16 protein-coding genes are annotated in these 17,876 nt (G+C 57.0%); 7 read left to right on the top strand and 9 right to left on the bottom strand.

Annotation, left to right across the window (positions count from 1 at the left end):
- Positions 1-32: 32 nt before the first annotated feature.
- Positions 33-1,610: a DUF5928 domain-containing protein gene (locus Q1B13_RS16700; protein ID WP_299082365.1), complete on the bottom strand. Its 1,578-nt coding sequence runs from the start codon at positions 1,608-1,610 to the stop codon at positions 33-35.
- Positions 1,611-1,753: 143 nt separating this feature from the next.
- Here Q1B13_RS16700 and Q1B13_RS16695 point away from each other — a divergent pair, with 143 nt between their 5' ends.
- Positions 1,754-2,572: a sulfotransferase family protein gene (locus Q1B13_RS16695; protein ID WP_299082363.1), complete on the top strand. Its 819-nt coding sequence runs from the start codon at positions 1,754-1,756 to the stop codon at positions 2,570-2,572.
- A 157-nt stretch (positions 2,573-2,729) separates the two neighbouring features.
- Here the strand turns inward: Q1B13_RS16695 and ilvD are convergent, their stop codons facing one another.
- Positions 2,730-4,562, bottom strand: coding sequence for a dihydroxy-acid dehydratase (gene ilvD, locus Q1B13_RS16690; RefSeq protein WP_298936495.1), 1,833 nt, complete (start codon positions 4,560-4,562; stop codon positions 2,730-2,732).
- 105 nt (positions 4,563-4,667) lie between these two features.
- On the opposite strand from ilvD, the gene Q1B13_RS16685 reads away from it, so the two are divergent.
- From Q1B13_RS16685 to Q1B13_RS16670, 4 genes are all read left to right on the top strand, one after another.
- Complete coding sequence (locus Q1B13_RS16685; protein ID WP_299082361.1) at positions 4,668-5,243, top strand: XRE family transcriptional regulator; 576 nt, start codon at positions 4,668-4,670, stop codon at positions 5,241-5,243.
- Between the two features lie 40 nt (positions 5,244-5,283).
- Positions 5,284-5,553 carry a hypothetical protein gene (locus Q1B13_RS16680; RefSeq protein ID WP_298936492.1) on the top strand — a complete coding sequence of 90 codons (270 nt, stop codon included), beginning with the start codon at positions 5,284-5,286 and terminating at the stop codon, positions 5,551-5,553.
- Positions 5,554-5,645: 92 nt separating this feature from the next.
- Entirely contained in the window at positions 5,646-6,500 is an 855-nt protein-coding gene (sseA, locus tag Q1B13_RS16675) for a 3-mercaptopyruvate sulfurtransferase (RefSeq protein ID WP_298936491.1), read from the top strand.
- Complete coding sequence (locus tag Q1B13_RS16670) at positions 6,500-7,684, top strand: amino acid aminotransferase (RefSeq protein ID WP_299082359.1); 1,185 nt, start codon at positions 6,500-6,502, stop codon at positions 7,682-7,684. The genes sseA and Q1B13_RS16670 overlap by 1 nt, the downstream gene beginning before the upstream one ends.
- A 68-nt stretch (positions 7,685-7,752) precedes the next feature.
- On the opposite strand, the gene Q1B13_RS16665 is transcribed toward Q1B13_RS16670, so the two are convergent.
- Positions 7,753-9,078, bottom strand: a complete 1,326-nt coding sequence (locus tag Q1B13_RS16665; RefSeq protein ID WP_299082357.1) for an ammonium transporter — start codon at positions 9,076-9,078, stop codon at positions 7,753-7,755.
- A 33-nt stretch (positions 9,079-9,111) separates the two neighbouring features.
- Positions 9,112-9,450 (bottom strand): P-II family nitrogen regulator, encoded by a 339-nt coding sequence (locus Q1B13_RS16660; RefSeq protein ID WP_298936488.1) that lies wholly within the window; start codon positions 9,448-9,450, stop codon positions 9,112-9,114.
- Between the two features lie 260 nt (positions 9,451-9,710).
- Here Q1B13_RS16660 and Q1B13_RS16655 point away from each other — a divergent pair, with 260 nt between their 5' ends.
- Positions 9,711-11,900 carry a transglycosylase domain-containing protein gene (locus Q1B13_RS16655; RefSeq protein ID WP_299082355.1) on the top strand — a complete coding sequence of 730 codons (2,190 nt, stop codon included), beginning with the start codon at positions 9,711-9,713 and terminating at the stop codon, positions 11,898-11,900.
- A gap of 44 nt (positions 11,901-11,944) precedes the next feature.
- Here the strand turns inward: Q1B13_RS16655 and leuB are convergent, their stop codons facing one another.
- On the bottom strand, positions 11,945-13,048 hold the full coding sequence (gene leuB, locus Q1B13_RS16650; protein WP_299082353.1) for a 3-isopropylmalate dehydrogenase: 1,104 nt from the start codon (positions 13,046-13,048) through the stop codon (positions 11,945-11,947).
- A 141-nt stretch (positions 13,049-13,189) separates the two neighbouring features.
- The gene (locus Q1B13_RS16645) at positions 13,190-14,083 is read right to left on the bottom strand and encodes a LysR family transcriptional regulator (protein ID WP_299082351.1); all 894 of its coding nucleotides are present in this window, start codon (positions 14,081-14,083) and stop codon (positions 13,190-13,192) included.
- 84 nt (positions 14,084-14,167) lie between these two features.
- Here Q1B13_RS16645 and Q1B13_RS16640 point away from each other — a divergent pair, with 84 nt between their 5' ends.
- Entirely contained in the window at positions 14,168-15,067 is a 900-nt protein-coding gene (locus Q1B13_RS16640) for a sugar nucleotide-binding protein (RefSeq protein WP_299082349.1), read from the top strand.
- A 5-nt stretch (positions 15,068-15,072) separates the two neighbouring features.
- Here the strand turns inward: Q1B13_RS16640 and Q1B13_RS16635 are convergent, their stop codons facing one another.
- The 3 genes from Q1B13_RS16635 to leuD form a co-directional block, all read right to left on the bottom strand.
- The gene (locus tag Q1B13_RS16635; RefSeq protein ID WP_299082347.1) at positions 15,073-16,101 is read right to left on the bottom strand and encodes an endonuclease/exonuclease/phosphatase family protein; all 1,029 of its coding nucleotides are present in this window, start codon (positions 16,099-16,101) and stop codon (positions 15,073-15,075) included.
- Positions 16,098-16,928, bottom strand: coding sequence for a hypothetical protein (locus Q1B13_RS16630; RefSeq protein WP_298936531.1), 831 nt, complete (start codon positions 16,926-16,928; stop codon positions 16,098-16,100). Before Q1B13_RS16630 ends, Q1B13_RS16635 begins: the two co-directional genes overlap by 4 nt.
- A gap of 332 nt (positions 16,929-17,260) precedes the next feature.
- Complete coding sequence (gene leuD / locus Q1B13_RS16625; protein WP_299082345.1) at positions 17,261-17,866, bottom strand: 3-isopropylmalate dehydratase small subunit; 606 nt, start codon at positions 17,864-17,866, stop codon at positions 17,261-17,263.
- Positions 17,867-17,876: the final 10 nt, after the last annotated feature.

Raw genomic sequence — 17,876 nt, 5'->3', positions numbered from 1 at the left:
GGTGCTGATCCGCGCCGCCGGATACCTCGTGATCAGTCGGAAAACAGATAGTCCAGCCGCATCACCGCCTGGGCTTTTTCGGCCCCAATCCCCAGGAACTTAGCGATAACTGCTTCGTTCTCAGTTCGGTCCGATGTCTCGCGAATGCACAAGTAGCCGTCAAACTCGGCATTGCGGATCTGTTCAGATTCATACGCCAGATCATTGTGAAGTGTGGGTAACAGGCGTGATACGGTTTCTGACGGGCTGTTCTCACCTGCCAACCCAACGCGTCGGGCATGGCCGATCAGATACTCGTCCGAGTATTCGCATTCGATCTCCAGCACACGCGTTTTGGCCTTGTCACGGCAAAAATCGCGGATGATGTCCAGATTGGCAGGGTCCAGGCACAAAACCAGCCGGTCCGCTCCAAACCCTTCGAATAACATGCGAACCACAGACCGCCGGTGTCTGGACCGCTTCGTCAATGTCGTTTCGATCCCCCCGAGATCTGGCAGCGGGGTGTCTTGTTCGTTGAACAGATATTCGACACACGGGATGTCTGTTTCTGATGCAATCTGATCCACCAACCGTTTGGCCACGTGCCACTTTTTGCACACAACCAGGAACAACTCACGCTCTGGTCCCAGCGTGTTTTCCGTTTCCCAGAACCGCTGGCCAAACCTGCGGCCGACACGCCCCCGCCCTGTCAGGAAAGCATGCAGGTTGCGGCCCTCGTTCGAGATCGGAAAATCAACGCCTTCGCTGGCGTATAATGCGCCCAGCCGGTCTTTCAGCTCATGCGCCTCGGGGCTGATTTTGCGGGCAAATAGATAATCCTGACCCAACAGCATGTCGTAGTGGTCGTTGTAGAACGTGACGGGCATTCCGTAGTCTGAGAACATCAAGAAGGTAAGTGTGCGGTTTTCGATCTCGCCCTTTGGGATCAGGTGGCGAACGAGAGTTTGAAAAAACGTCTCGTCCGGGATCCAGGTGGTCGAGAAGAACCGGATCACATCGCGGCGCTGGTTCAGGAAATCCAGAATCATTTCGATGGTTCTGCGGCGCAGGCACCACCATTGGCTGCCGATCATCATCTGGATGTCTTTTGGGATGTCCCGGGTCAGGCCGAACCGTTTCTGCATTTCGAAAGACGCGTAGAACAGCCCGCTTTGGGTGCGTTCGTTAAAGTAGTGGCGATAGATCAGACGGTCTTCTTTCATACCGGTCTTGATCCAGTTGCTCTCAAAGAAGTCATGGCTTTCGATATAATCCAAGTCGTTCTCGTCGAGGAATTGATGCGCGTATTCAGCGGTCTTGATCGCCATGCAATCGCCTGAAAGCATGTAGAAATGCGTGGCACGGGGAAAAGCGTCAACAGCAGCCTGCAGGGCGTTTAGCGTGGCTTGAACCAGCGACCATTCTCCCCAGCCGCATTTGATGCGTTTGCTGGCGAATGTGACGTTTGGATTGTCCTTCAGTGCGGCGCGGATGCGATCATAGTCCGCCGCATTGGCGCGGGCATCGAAGTGAATCGCCATGCAATCCCCGACGGCAGTCAGCTGCTCGGCCTGTGCGATGATCGCATCAGGGTCTTTGTGACAAAGCAAAATATAGGCAATCTTTGCCATGAGGTTTACGCAATTTCCGTTTCTGCCCGTTTCCAACCGTGATACTGAGGATGAACGATTGAATAAACAGAATATTTTTGGTTCTTTGGTCTCAAATGCTGGCACGTCCAATTTAGACCCGGCCAGTATAGGAGGCGCAGCAGATGGGTTTTCCCGGCACCTGGATGACCGAGAGCGAGAGCATGGTATACCGTGTCGTGCCAAAGTGTGCTTGCTCGACTATTGGTCAGATCATGTATTTTTCGGATCATGGTCATTTTTTTGACGGCGATATTCATGATGCCAAAGGTGGTATGCACAAATGGGCGTTTGATCAAAGCCAGGGCTTGATCTCCACGAATGTCCGTAATCACGCGTCGTTTTCTTTCACCTGTGTGCGCAACCCGTACACACGAATCCTTAGTTCATTTTTCGACAAGATCTGTGGCATCCAGCGCAACGGTAAAAGATACCGGGGCAATCTGGTTCCGACGCTGATCTACAACTATGGGATTCAAGTCGGCGGCGATGACGGAAAAGGTGAGTTTGACCAAATTGCCAGCTTCCGCCGATTTTTGCTGTTTGCGCGCGACACGATCCGGTGGCGTAGGCCCATGGATCCGGACATTCACTGGTCTGCCATGTCGGGCCACGTCTCAACCTTCATCGTGAATGGCGGGCAATATGACAGGATCTTCTGGACCGAGAAATTCAATGACGGCATGCAGGGTGTACTGGACAAAACGGACACGCAGCACGCGATAGCTCTGTCAGATATTCCTCGGTTCAACGAATCCGAGGGGCACGGACCCAAACGCGCCCATCCTGTCGAGGACTATTTCGACGACCTGTCGATGCATCTGGTCTATGAAATCTACAAGCAGGATTTCGAGCTGTTCAAATACGATTTTCATGACCCGTCCAACAAGATGCCGATTGGTGAGATTGATCTGGACGAGGTTCACGCCAAATTGGGCGACTGATCGCTGGCAAACTCTCCCGCCCATCGTCAATGTCTCTTGCGAGACATCTCCTCTGGTTGGGCCCGGCGCCGCGCTCTGCGCGGCGCCGGGCCCAAGACCGACCACCGTATGGGCGAAGCCGATGCGGCGGATCGGGTGCGGAAGTACTCGGGTTCAGTTAAAGCTCTCGAACAGCGCCTTTTGCCGCGCTGGTTGTCAGTTTGGCATAGGCCTTAAGCGCAGTAGAGACCTTGCGCTTGCGCGGTGCCGCAGGAACCCAACCTTTTTCGTCTTGAGATTTGCGGCGCTCTGCGAGGTCTTCATCAGACACCGCAAGATGGATTGTTCGGTTAGGAATATCGATTTCGATCTTGTCGCCGGTTTGCACGAGGCCGATCTCGCCACCTTCCGCGGCTTCGGGTGAAACATGACCAATTGAAAGGCCTGACGTGCCGCCCGAAAACCGTCCATCGGTCAGCAAGGCGCAGGCCTTGCCGAGGCCTTTGGATTTCAGATAGGAGGTCGGATACAACATCTCCTGCATCCCCGGACCGCCGCGCGGCCCCTCGTAGCGGATGACGACAACATCCCCTTCTTTGACTTTACCCGTCAGAATATCGCTGACGGCTTGATCCTGGCTTTCACAAACATAGGCCGAGCCAGTGAACTTCAGAATGTTCTCGTCGACACCAGCCGTTTTTACGATGCAACCGTCGCGGGCGATGTTACCGAACAGAACTGCAAGACCGCCATCCTGGCTAAAAGCATGTTCTTTGGAGCGGATCACACCGCCTTCGCGATCTGTATCCAGCTCTTTGTAGCGGTTGGACTGGCTAAACGCCTGCGTGGTGCGGACGCCACCTGGTGCCGCTTTGAACAGATCCTGAGCCCTTGGGTTGTTGGCGACCTTGATGTCCCAATTGGCAATGGCCTCGGCCATCGTGGGCGAGTGGACCGTGCTGCAATCATCGTGAAACAATCCCGCACGGCTCAACTCTCCAAGGATCGAGAAGATGCCGCCCGCACGGTGGACATCTTCCATATGCACATTCTCGGTATTGGGCGCGACCTTGCACAGGCATGGCACTTTTCGGCTAAGCCGGTCCATGTCGGTCATTGTGAAATCGACATTGCCTTCATACGCGATGGCCAACAGATGCAGGACCGTATTGGTCGACCCGCCCATCGCGATATCCAAACTCATGGCGTTCTCAAACGCCTCAAACGTGGCGATCTCACGCGGCAAGAAGCCTTTCTCATCCAGATCATAGTGGCGCTTGGTGATCTCGACGATTCTGCGCCCGGCTTCCAGAAACAGCTCTTTCCGGTCGGCATGGGTGGCAAGGGTCGAGCCGTTGCCCGGCAGGGCCAGACCAAGCGCCTCGGCCAAACAGTTCATCGAGTTGGCAGTGAACATGCCTGAACATGACCCGCAGGTAGGGCACGCGTTTTCTTCGATATGTTTGACCTGTTCGTCCGTGAACCTGTCGTCTGCAGCAGCAACCATCGCGTCCACCAGGTCGATCTTCTTAGCGTCCAGATCGGCGATGTCGATCTTGCCCGCCTCCATCGGGCCGCCCGAAACAAAGATCGCCGGAATGTTGAGCCGCATCGCGGCCATCAACATGCCGGGGGTGATCTTGTCGCAGTTCGAGATGCAGACCATCGCATCGGCGCAATGGGCATTGACCATATACTCCACACTGTCGGCGATCACCTCGCGGGAAGGCAGCGAATAGAGCATCCCGTCGTGACCCATGGCGATGCCGTCATCCACGGCGATGGTGTTGAATTCTTTGGCGACACCACCTGCGGCCTCGACTTCGCGCGCGACCATCTGACCCAGATCTTTCAGGTGCACGTGGCCGGGCACAAACTGAGTGAAAGAGTTGACGATGGCGATGATCGGTTTGCCAAAATCGCCATCGGTCATGCCGGTGGCGCGCCACAGGCCACGGGCACCGGCCATGTTGCGGCCATGAGTGGAGGTTCTGGATCGGTACATTGGCATGATGCTGTTTCCCTTTTGCCCTACCTGCGGTATCTGGGTGAGTATGTTATAGCGCACGTATCATATGTGCGTTATAACGTACAAGGGAAATCGCAGGGCACTGGCATGGAAACATTGGCTGAAACTGGCGAAATCACGCTAAAACTGAGGGATGTGCGGGCAGCCTCGGGGCTGAGCTTGTCAAAAGCTTCGGAATTGACCGGGGTCAGCAAAGCAATGCTGGGCCAGATCGAACGCGGCGAATCAAGCCCGACGATTGCCACCTTGTGGAAGATTGCCAAAGGGTTTCAGCTGCCTCTCAGTGCGCTGATCGGAACGTCTGTTTTGCGTGACTCATCGGATGCGAACATGTTTCGAACGGTGACTTTTCCAGGCAGTATCGAAGTAAAGATCGTGTTTCCGTTTGACCCGGTTTTGGGGGCAGAGACCTTTCACGTTTCCCTGACTCCAAACCAATGCCACGAATCGCCAGCCCATGCTGCCGGAGTTACCGAAGAGGTATTTGTCCTTGATGGGGCCCTTGACGTTTTGCGCGACGATGAATGGGTTTCGCTGCACGCGGGGCAGGGTCTGCGGTTCTCGGCGGATGTCCCACACGGGTATCGCGCAGGGCAAACAGGAGCGATGTTCCTGAATATGCATCACTATGGGCAAACGGCTGCGTCAGAGCCGGTTACCTGAACCAAGTTTCCACCCGCTGAACTGATAATGAGGGCTATTGATGGCTGCTTTTTTGGACACGCTGACTTGGGCCGATGCCCTCGGGTCGTTTGGCGCACTGGTTGTGGTCGGGGCTTATTTCGCAACGCAGATGCGCATGATGAACTCCGATGATCTGGCCTTTCCGGTGATCAACCTGCTGGGGTCAATTCTGATCGTTTATTCCTTGCTGCAGAACTTCAATCTGGCCTCGATGCTGATCGAAAGTTTCTGGATCGCAATCAGCTTTATCGGAATTATACAGCATATCAGGCTGCGTCGCGCGCGATGAAGACGTGAAACAGCGCTAACATCCTCCATCCAGTCTTGAATACGCATCCCGCCAAGTATAGGGAAACTCCTGCACGTTTTGGGGAGGCATTGATGCTGGACGATCCGAAAACCCTGGTGTCTACCGAATGGCTGGCCGCTCATATGAAGGACCCGGATCTGCGGATTCTGGATGGGTCGTGGTACCTGCCGCAACAGGAGCGTGACGCCAAATCCGAATATGATGCGGGCCACATCCCGGGCGCTCGGTTTTTTGACATCGATGACATCTCTGATCAGCGATCAGATTTGCCACATATGGCGCCGCCGGTCGAAAAGTTCATGTCGCGTCTTCGCGCTATGGGCGTGGGCGACGGCCATCAGGTGGTGGTCTATGACGGTGCCGGTCTTATGTCTGCAGCGCGCGTCTGGTGGTTGTTCCGTCTGATGGGACAAGAAAACATTGCCGTTCTGGATGGGGGCTTGCCAAAATGGCAGGCCGAAGGGCGTGAAATCGAGGATCTGCCGCCTGTTATCCGCGACCGCCACATGACCGTGCGGGTGCAAAATCAACTTGTGCGCGATGTCACGCAAGTCTCTGCCGCCGCCAAGCTAGGCGACCACGAAATCATAGACGCGCGCGCGGCGGGCCGGTTCACGGGTACAGACCCCGAACCGCGCGAAGGGTTGCGGTCGGGACGCATCCCTGGCTCTCGCAACGTGCCTTTCGGTGCATTGCTGAACAGAAACCACACGATGAAATCACCCGAGGAGTGCCGCGCCATTTTCGAGGCCGCAGGCGTCGATCTGTCGAAACCGGCGATCACATCCTGCGGGTCGGGCGTGACAGCCGCGATCCTTAGCCTTGCGCTTGAGCGCATGGGCAAGAAAGATCACTCGCTTTATGACGGCTCCTGGGCTGAATGGGGTGCCTTCCCGACCCTGCCCGTCGCAACCGGAGAGAACTGATGTTCGAACATCTCAAACCGCAACCTGCCGACAAGATTCTGGCGCTGATGCAAATGTACCGCGAGGACCCGCGCGATCAAAAGATCGATCTGGGTGTCGGTGTCTACAAGAATGCCGAAGGTATCACCCCGGTGATGCGCGCGGTGAAAGCAGCTGAAAAGCGCATTCTGGAGGAGCAGGAGAGCAAAGCTTACACCGGCCTGGCCGGTGATCCGGCCTATGCCGATGCGATGATTGATCTGATCCTTGGTGCATCCGTCCCGCGCGTCAATATTGCCGCCGTTGCGACTCCGGGTGGCACCGGTGCCTGCCGTCAGGCGTTCGAGATGATCCGCATGGCCAACCCTGAGGCCCGCGTCTTCGTATCGAACCCAACTTGGCCCAACCACCTGTCGATCCTGAACTATCTGGGCATGGAAGCGGTTCCTTACCGCTATTTTGACGACGAGACCCGTGGCGTCGATTTCGACGGTATGATCGAGGACCTGAAAACTGCCAATGCTGGCGACGTCGTCCTGTTGCATGGCTGCTGCCACAACCCGACCGGGGCCAACCTGAACATGGTACAGTGGCAAGACGTCGTGAACATCATCAATGAGCTCGGTCTCGTGGCGATGATCGACATCGCCTATCAGGGCTTTGGCGACGGCCTTGAGGAAGACGCGCAGGCGACCCGTCTGGTGGCCTCGTCCGTCAAACGATGCCTGATCGCGGCGTCCTGCTCGAAGAACTTCGGCGTTTATCGTGAGCGCACGGGCCTACTGATAGCGATCAGCGATGATGCGGCGCAAACGGCGCTGAACCAGTCGACGCTGGCCTTCCTGAACCGCCAGAACTACTCCTTCCCACCGGATCACGGGGCAAGAGTTGTAACGACGATCCTTACAGATCCGGAACTTCGCGCGGACTGGGAAGCAGAGCTGGAAGAGGTCCGTCTGTCGATGTTGGACCTGCGTCAACAACTGGCCGATGAGTTGCAGCGCCACAGCGGTTCAGATCGCTTCGGGTTTATCGCCCAGCATCGCGGTATGTTCTCGCGCCTCGGCGCTGCCCCGGACCTGGTTGAGCAACTGCGGGGCGATCACGGTATCTATATGGTTGGTGACAGCCGGCTGAACATCGCAGGCCTGAACGCCACAACTGTGCCGATCTTGGCCAAAGCGATTGTCGACGTCGGCGTCTAACGAACACGATTTAGAACAAGAAAACCCGGACGCAAGCGCCCGGGTTTTCGTGTCTTTTGAATCAAGGTCTAGCCTTTGGAGAACTCTGGATAGGCTTCCATACCCAGTTCGGCCATGTCGAGGCCATTGATCTCGTCCTCTTCGCTGACGCGGATGCCCATGGCGGCCTTCAGGATGGACCATAGGATCAAGGCGGCGACGAAAGTGAAGATGCCGTAGGCCACGATACCGGTCAGCTGAGTGATCAGGCTGGCCTCACCGTAGAAGATCACGGCGATGGTGCCCCAAATGCCTGCGAACAGGTGAACCGGGATGGCACCGACCACGTCGTCGATCTTGAACTTGTCCAGCATGGGAACCGCGAAGACAACGATGATACCGCCGACTGCACCGATCCAAAGCGCGCCGAACAGGGTCGGGGCCAGCGGCTCGGCAGTGATCGAGACGAGACCAGCAAGCGCGCCGTTCAGAACCATGGTCAGATCAGGCTTTTTGTACAGAACCTGTGTCATGATCAGGGCGGCAACAGCGCCCGCCGCAGCGGCCATGTTGGTGTTAGCAAAGATGCGCGATACGTCAGATACGTCACCCACGGTGCCCATCGCCAGCTGCGAACCACCGTTGAAGCCGAACCAGCCCAGCCACAGGATGAATGTCCCCAAGGTGGCTAGCGCCAGGTTTGAACCGGGCATCGGGTGGACTTTGCCGTCCTTATATTTGCCGATACGCGGGCCAAGGATGAGACAGCCCGCCAGAGCCGCCCAGCCACCGACCGAGTGCACAACGGTTGAGCCAGCAAAGTCCGAGAAGCCTGCTTCAGACAACCAGCCGCCGCCCCACTGCCAGGACCCAGAGATCGGGTAAAGCACACCGGTCAGCACGATCACGAAGATCAGAAAAGGCCACAGTTTGATCCGTTCCGCCACGGCACCCGAAACGATCGAGGCGGTTGCGGCCACAAACACCAGCTGGAAGAAGAAGTCCGAGCCAACCGACGCATAATCCAGCGCCGCTTCCGCGGCGGGGACTCCCACGGGATCCAGAACTGTGGTTGAGAAGAACGGGCCAACCCAACCCGCGATGGTCCAGCCGTCGCCAGGGTACATCAGGTTAAAGCCGATCAGCCAGTACATGATTGCGGCAAAGGAAAACAGCGCCACGTTCTTGATCATCTGCATGGCAACGTTTTTCGACCGCACCAACCCGCCTTCGAGCATGGCAAAACCAGCGGCCATAAAAAACACCAGAAAGCCCGCCATCAAGAACAGCAAGGTGGTGAAGATGTATTGTGTATGCAGCGCAGCTTCGCCGGTTGCGGCGTCCTCTTGCGCAAGACCCATCTGCGGCAGCACGACGATCGCGGCGGCAGGGATGAGAGATTTCATCAGGTTCATTGTCAGTCCTCGAATGATGTGGATTAAGGGCGCCTACAGCGCTTCCTCGTTGGTTTCCCCGGTCCGCACGCGCAGCGCCTGCTCGACATCGAGGACAAAAATCTTGCCGTCACCGATCTTGCCGGTTTTGGCGGTTTTGGTGATGGTCTCGACGATCTGGTCGGCCATGGTGGCAGGAACCACGATTTCCAGTTTGATCTTGGGCACGAAATTCACAGCATATTCGGCCCCACGGTAAATTTCCGTGTGACCGGATTGCGAGCCGAAGCCCTTGATTTCGGTCACCATCATGCCGCGCACCCCGGCCGTGGTCAGTGCTTCGCGCACCTCCTCCAGCTTGAACGGCTTGATTGTCGCAATAATCAGTTTCACGTCTTTCCCCTCTGCTTCCCCGGCGGGACCGGTTTGTTTGCACCTGCAGAAAAAGAGCGCGAGAGACCGCCGTAGGGAACGGTCACAGGACGTAAAAGCGCCGTTAAATGACGCAAAGTTGCACATTTTTTGCACAAATTGTGCAAGTAGATTAAAAATTAAGCATCAATGAGAAGGGGAAATTCCGGAATTTCTGACCTCTACATACCCAGAGTACCGGGGTAAGGTGGCCCAAAAGCATAATCGGGCAGAGTTTGAGCATGACTGAGTCCAGACGTCGTAAATCGACATTGGTCGCGGATAAAAGATACCCGTCGAAGAGGCGCAAGCCCACGGCGAACAAGCGCGCTGCGAAGCCAGCGGGCAAGAAGGCCACCGCACGCAAGGCAACAACGCGCAAGACCGCACGGAAAAAAACACGGAGAAAGTCCGGCGGCAACGGTGGCGGCATCTTTCGCCGTCTTTTCCGCTGGATATGGCGGTTGATCTGGGGTCTGACATGGCGTGTCGGAGCTATTGTCGGCATGTTGGTCGCATTGGCGGTGGGTATCGTCTATACCACATTGCCGGATGTTGACGCGCTTTTGGACGGACGTGCGCGGGGATCGGTGACGCTGCTGGACCGCGACGGCAAGGTCTTTGCGTGGCGCGGGGACCAGTTCGGTGGGGTAATCACGGCCGATACCGTCTCGCCCCACCTGAAGAACGCCGTCGTCGCGACCGAGGACAAGCGATTCTACCGTCATTTCGGGATCAGCCCACGTGGCGTGGCCAGCGCTGTGCGCATCAACCTTAGCGAAGGGCGTGGGCCGTTGTCTGGCCATGGCGGCTCGACCATCACGCAGCAGACGGCGAAACTATTGTGTCTTGGCGTGCCCTATGAACCCGACCAGTGGGAGTCTGAGGCCGCGTATGAATCCGATTGTCGACAAGGGTCGCTGTGGCGCAAAGGCAAAGAGGCCATTTACGCAATGGCGATGGAGGTCAAATACTCCAAGGATGAGATCCTGACCATCTATCTGAACCGCGCCTTCCTGGGTGCAGGCGCGCGCGGGTTTGAAGCAGCGAGCCAGCGCTATTTTGGCAAATCTGCCGCCGAAGTTTCACCAGCCGAGGCTTCGATGCTTGCTGGTCTGCTGGTGGCACCGACGCGTTATGCGCCCACAAACGACCTGCAGCGATCCCAGGACCGCGCGCGGCTTGTTGTGGGCCTGATGGAAACTCAGGGTTATCTATCGGGCGCCCAGGCAAGTGAAGCCCGCAGCAGGCCGGCGCAATTGTCCGAAGCTGCCGCAGCGCGTGCCGGGGGCTATTTTGCAGACTGGGTGATGGCCAGCGGACCAGAGTTCTTTACGCGAAATACGACCGAGGATGTGGTGATCCGCACTACTCTGGATCAGCGTATTCAGAAGTCTGCGGAAGAGGCGTTGAAGTACATCTTTCAGGAAAAGGTGCGCGAAGGATCGAAAGCACAGGCCGCGATTGTTGTGATGTCAGCCGATGGCGCGGTGCGCGGGATGGTCGGCGGTCGCAAGACGCGTGTGTCTGGCGCATTCAACCGTGCCACGCAGGCGCTGCGGCAGACCGGGTCATCCTTCAAGCCCTTTGTCTATGCAACGGCGCTGGAACTGGGATACTCCCCGCTGGATACTGTGATGGATGAACCCACATGTTGGAACATTGCCGGGTCCGGTCAATGGTGCCCTGAGAACTACACAAAGAAGTATTATGGCCGGGTCAGTTTGGCCGATGCGCTGAAGAACTCACTTAACATTCCGGCTGTTAAAGTGGCAGAGATTTCGGGGCTGGAAAACGTCCGTACCGTGGCCAGCCAGTTCGGAATCACCAGCGATCTCGCGCAAGGGCTCGCTTTGGCGCTGGGCGCATCCGAAAGCACGCTGATCGAGATGACGGGGGCCTATGCCGGTATCCTGAACGGGGGTTCGGCCGTGGAGCCCTACGGTTTGACCGAGCTTAAGCTGTTGGGGGATGACAAGCCGGTCATGGTGACGACAACCGGAATCGGCGAGCGGGTGATCCGCGATGAAGCCGCAAAGCAGCTGACCTGGATGATGGAACGCGTCGTGTCCCAGGGGACCGGCGGGCGGGCCAAACTGCCCGGCTGGCAAGTCGCGGGTAAAACCGGCACCACTCAGGCTGCGCGCGATGCCTGGTTCATCGGGTTTACGGCCGACTATGTCACTGGTGTGTGGATGGGATATGACGACAACACGCCGCTGTCAGGTGTGACTGGAGGTGGTTTGCCTGCGGAAATCTGGCGGGAAACCATGTTGCGTGTGACCGAAGGCATGACCCCGACACCGCTGCCGATGCTGGCACCCGCTCCGCCGGTGCAGGTTCAACAACCCAGCCAGCCGCGCCGCAAACAGGGTGGCGGGTTTGCCAGGGCCGTCGACAATCTGTTGAAGGACATATTCGGCGGGAACTAAATTCCACGAAGGGTTGGGAGGTGCGCTGCACCTCCCAACACCACTTATAGGCTTTCGTCCAGCGCTGCGATGATGGCAGCGCCCATTTCCGTAGTCGAAACCGGCTCGACCCCTTCATCGGCCAGCAGATCGCCAGTGCGCACGCCGTCGGCCAGAACCTTCTCTACCGCGCCTTCCAGCCGATCCGCTTCAGCGCCTTGGTCGAAGCTGTAGCGCAATGCCATTGCAAAGCTGAGGATACACGCGATTGGGTTGGCCTTGCCTTGCCCCGTGATATCGGGCGCAGACCCGTGGACCGGTTCATACATCGCCTTAGGCCGACCATTGGCCATCGGCGCGCCGAGGCTGGCAGAAGGCAGCATGCCCAGGCTACCGGTCAGCATAGCTGCGCAATCCGACAGGATGTCACCGAACAGGTTATCAGTCAGGATCACATCGAATTGCTTGGGCGCCCGGACCAGCTGCATGGCGCCGTTGTCGGCATACATGTGCGACAGTTCAACTTCGGGATAATCCGCAGCAACACGCGTTACGACCTCACGCCACAGGATGCCGGATTCCATCACGTTGGCCTTTTCCATCGAACACAGTTTCTTGTTTCTGCGCATCGCCAGTTCAAAGGCCGAGCGCGCGGCGCGTTCGATTTCGGATTCAGTGTAGCGCTGCGTGTTGATCCCCACGCGTTCGTTGCCTTCCTCGAAGATACCACGCGGCTCGCCGAAATAGACACCTGACGTCAGCTCGCGCACGATCATGATATCGAGACCTGCGACAATGTCCTTTTTCAAAGATGAGAAATCGGCCAGCGCGTCAAAGCATTGCGCCGGGCGCAGATTCGAATACAGGTCCATTTCCTTGCGTAAGCGCAGCAGCCCGCGTTCTGGTTTCAAGCTGAAATCCAGATCATCGTATTTAGGGCCTCCAACGGCCCCCAACAGAACAGCATCCGCTTCCTGCGCTTTTGCCATTGTTTCGTCCGACAACGGAGCACCATGAGCGTCATAGGCTGCGCCGCCCACAAGGTCCTCGCTGACATCAAACTGTAGGTCGCGATTGGCACCGAACCAGTCGATGATCTTGCGCACTTCGGCCATGACTTCGGGGCCAATTCCATCTCCGGGCAGGATGAGGAGCGAGGGGTTGGACATGAAGGGTCTCCTTGCGTTTCGTCGCAATGGCCCTAGCGTCTGTGCCGCATCGGGTCAATGAGACGATCCAGCCGATTCACACCGAAAGCGCGGGTTGGCCACGGTTTGGCTGGCGCACGGCATCAGTTTTGCCAAAAATGCCTACAGGCTGGCTTTTAGCCCTTCTGCTAAAAGATCCCAGACCCGGCGGATGCGCGGGGTCTGACGCATGGCCTGCGGCGCGGCCAACCAGACCGGCAAAATGGGAATCTCAACATCCAGGCGCACGACTTCCACTTTGGGATCTGCTTGGGCAACCTGAACCTGGCCGAAACCAATGCCGCAGCCCGCCCGGATAAGCTCCCAATAGGCGCTTTGCAGATCGCAGCGGGTGGCAAAACTGTCGCGACTGGCTGGCCATCCCTTTTCTCGCATTTTGTCGATGATCTGCTTGTTGGCGTCAAATCCAACCAGATCGTGACGGAACAGATCTTCGGGGGTTTCGGGCCGGCCCGCCCTATCCAGATAGGATTTGGCCGCGCAAAAGCAAAGCGGCACGTCACCAATGTAACGGGACACGATGTCCATCTGCTCAGGGCGGTACATGCGCACAGCGATATCAGCCTCGCGATACAGTAGGTTCTCGCTCGCATCGGTCGCCACAAGCTCGAGCTGAATCGCCGGTTCCTGCCGACGTATGTCCGCCAGAATCGACGGCAAAAGATGGTGTGAGGCAAAGACAGATGCGGTGATCCGAACGGAGCCTTCCAATTGCTGCGACTGCCCTGCTGCGGTCATACTGAACGCACTCATGGCGCTGTGCATCTGTTGTGCCATCGGCAAAAGCTGAGATCCAACCTCGCTGAGCTTCAGCCCGCGTGCGTGTCGGTCGAACAGGGACACGCCCAACTCAGCCTCAAGCGTTTGGACCTGTCGGCCCAGTGTTGGCTGGCTGCGTTCCAGCTGCCGCGCCGCGGCAGACAGTGATCCGGTTTCGGCAACGGCCAGAAAGCTCTGAATCAGGGACCAGTCCGCATGTGTTAAGGTTCTGTCCATTCAAAAATGAATACACAATCTACACCGACCGGCAATTCCTTAATTGAACTGAATGACTACATTGGCTGCTGACAGGAGGATGCCATGACACAGACCGTTCTAATTTTGGGTGCATCAGGTCGCTTTGGCCGCAACGCCGCTTTGGCTTTTGGCAATGCGGGTTGGGTCGTGCGCAATTTTGATCGTAAGACCGACGTGCTGGAAGAGGCGGCGTCAGGGGCGGATGTCATCGTCAATGCCTGGAACCCGCCCTATCCGGACTGGGCGCGTCTGGTGCCGAAACTGCATCGGCAGGTGATCAACGTGGCCTCGGAAACCGGTGCAACCGTCATTGTTCCGGGGAATGTCTATGTGTTTGGCGCCAATACGCCGAGCCCTTGGTCGGGTGACACACCGCATCTGGCGACAAACCCGCTGGGTCGTATCCGAATAGAAATGGAAGAAACCTATCGCAGTTCATCCGTGCGGACGATTATCCTGCGAGCAGGAGATTTCTTCGATACCTGCGCCTCGGGCAACTGGTTTGATCAGGTCATGATAAAACACTTATCGCGTGGTCGGTTGGTTTATCCTGGCGATCCAAGCATTCCTCATGCTTGGGCTTACCTCCCTGATTTGGCGCGAACAGCCGCTGCGTTGGCTGAGATGCGCGATAGGCTGCCTCGGTTCTGTGACGTCCCCTTCGCCGGGCACACTCTGACAGGAACAGAGATTGCCACGGCATTGTCACGGGTGATCGCCCAGACCGTGACGGTCAAACAGATGAGCTGGTGGCCCCTTCACCTTGCTAAACCATTCTGGCGACTGGCCCCGCACTTGCTTGAGATGCGGTATCTATGGGATGTGCCCCATCGGTTGGATGGTAGCCTTATGGCCGAGCTGTTGGGAGAGGTTCAGCAGACCGGGTTAGACGATGTCTTGCGATCCGCAATTCCCGCGACTCTGTCAGAGCCGTCGCGCACGACCAAAGCAGTGGCCGTTTGAGCGGTCTAGGGTATTGCCACGTCCACCCAGACCAGACGATGACGGCTGGCGCTTTGGGCCGCGTCTCGCAGGTCGCTATTCGGAGCAGGCCAAAAAACACCCGCATCCATGACTTTGAGGTCTGCCGACGGCAAGACGTAGTCGACACGCATCTTTCCGGCGGCTTTCCAGTCAACCGTTGTCAACGCGCCAGTTGTATCCTTTTGCTGCGGGTCTTGCAGGTGTAGATTGGCCAGAAGCGACCTGATTGCGTGTTTGCGCCCATCGCCCTGATCCGGGTCTAGGTTGGCATCCCCTGCGATAACGAAGCGCCCCTTCGGCACGTGGCCGAGATCACCGTCCATCAGCAATGACCATAGTCTAATCTCATCCCGGTTGCGTAACCCGTTGCGGTCTTCCGGCCCGTCAAACACTGGCGGGCTGGCGTGAAAGGTCATCAGACTGATGTGGCCGATCGGTGTAGCAACAGGCACCACCCAGTGCCCGGTCGACGACAGGCGTTGCGCGGCCTGAGCCTGATCCGAGGGGAAGGGTTCGCCATCAACCGTCGGTAATTCGGCTCCGGGCAGGTCACGCCACAAGACCTTGGAATAATCCTGGATTTCAGACCGCAGAATTTCGTGCTTTGACAGCACGGCCAAGCCGCCGTGACCGGTAAACAAACCCCAGCCATGCGAATCTCCGGGACCCTGCGTGCGACCATCCCCATCCAGATCAAGGCCAGAGTCCAAACCGGAATTGGGCTGGGCGGCAAAGTGGTAGGGAAAATCCAGTCCCGATTCACGCAGTTTGCGGGACAAAGCGGTCAAGGCGAGGCCATCCATGTCCCAGTCGATGCCTTGTAAGGCCACAATGTCGGGCTGCATTGCCACCAGTACGGCGACAACGGCCTGGACCTGAGGATCGTCGCGTTGAACGTCACGCAGCAGAAGCCCCGGACCTTTTCGGCTGAGTTCGGTATTGAAGGTGGCAACACGTATCACATCTGCATGCGCCGCAAAGGGCAGCAAACACAGAACAAGGGCGCGGATCATGCAGCCTGAGTTGTCTCGTTCGTGGAATAGGCGCGGCGTTTTTCGACGATCAAACCTGCGATGCGCAGTGTCGCCATTCCCCGCATGATCATGCTGGCGGGCAAAAAGGCCCAAGCGCTTAGCGTCCAGATCAAGGTCTGAGGATTGCTCAGCGAGATCGGGTTGGCGAAGTTTGTCAGCATTTCAATCGCGGCAGGGATAAGAAAAGGAAGCAAGACACCGATGCAGATATTCAAACGTCCATCGCGCTGTAGCCGAGCCACAACATCCCCACCTTTGGTTGGGTCAAACAGCGGTAAATTGGTCCACACGTTGAACGCGCCATTGCCGGTGGGCCACCCCTTCAGTTTGACGGCATACGCAAAGCTGGCGATCGTCACCAAGGCGGCAACATAGGCAACACTGGCAGTGACGCGAACCAGTTCAATCAATGGCAGACTTGCGTCAGCGGGAACCATCAACACGATCAGACGAACCGGCGAATACGGGAAGTCGACCACGTTGGCGACGGACAGACCCATTGAATAGAAGAATGTTGTCAGCTCTGTCGGGGCGTAAGTGTTCTTACAGATCAGCGTTAGAAAAGTGACCATCGACATCAGGCCAACGAATCGCAACCGGTTCACCGGCGGCGCATCACGAAACTCAATGAAACTGGGAAAGGCAGAGTTGTATTCAGCAAATGTCAAGATAAACGCGAGTATCGCGAGAAAGACCACAATCTCGGTCCCGTTCGTCGATGATACTGGGAGGTATAACGCGGGAGTAAGCACCATCAGTGCCACCAATATTCCACGTATCGCCGCCCCTGATGTGCGCGCAATCACAATTCCGAACCCTTTTTTCAAACCGGAGTAGCCGATCTCTGCCGACTTACATTCCAACTTGTCTCCGCCGATTTTTTCCTGGCGGTTGCCTGTCTAACGACACATTGGCGATAAGCGACATTTCGCTCAAGCCATGGCGCAGAAGACACCCGATTTCGGGCAAAATGATGGCGAAAGTGGTGCGGCTTTGCATCATTGCTGTCGTAAATTCGACGTGTAAAAGATTCGACCCACTACATGTTGTGGGTGTATCAGGTTTAACCCCTAAAATGCGAACGGGGTCGCCTTGGCGTCCCCGTTAGGTTGAGTGTCCACAGATTCGTCCCCAAGAATCAGACCCAGGGGCGGGCCTGGCTTGCGTGATCTTCGAATTTGTCGATGTGGTGATCTTTTTCCATCGTCAGCCCGATATCGTCCAGACCATGGATCAGGCAATGCTTGCGATGGGGGTCGATATCAAATTCGATCACGATGCCATCCGAGGTGGTGATCTGCTGATCCTCGAGATGCACGGTCATACGGGCGTTTTCACCCTTGTGCGCGTCATCCATCAAAACAGCGTGGTGTTCCTCTTCAACCACGATCGGCAGGATGCCGTTCTTGAAGCAATTGTTGAAGAAGATGTCGGCGAAGCTGGTCGAGATCACAACCTTGATGCCGAAATCCTTGATGGCCCAAGGCGCGTGTTCACGCGATGAGCCGCAGCCGAAATTGTCACCAGCCACCAGAATCTCGGTGTTGCGATAGGCGGGCTTGTTCAGAACGAACTCTTCATTCTCGCCGCCATGATCGTGATAGCGCATTTCGTCAAACAGCACGACGCCGAGGCCCGACCGCTTGATGGTTTTCAGGTGCACCTTCGGAATGATCATATCGGTATCGATATTGATCAATGGCATTGGGGCGGCCACCCCGTGGACTTTGTCAAACTTTTCCATGTTCACACTC

The organism is uncultured Ruegeria sp. (genome assembly GCF_947489545.1).
Classification (GTDB): Bacteria; Pseudomonadota; Alphaproteobacteria; order Rhodobacterales; family Rhodobacteraceae; genus Ruegeria.
This window is presented reverse-complemented; position numbering and strand designations above follow the sequence as displayed.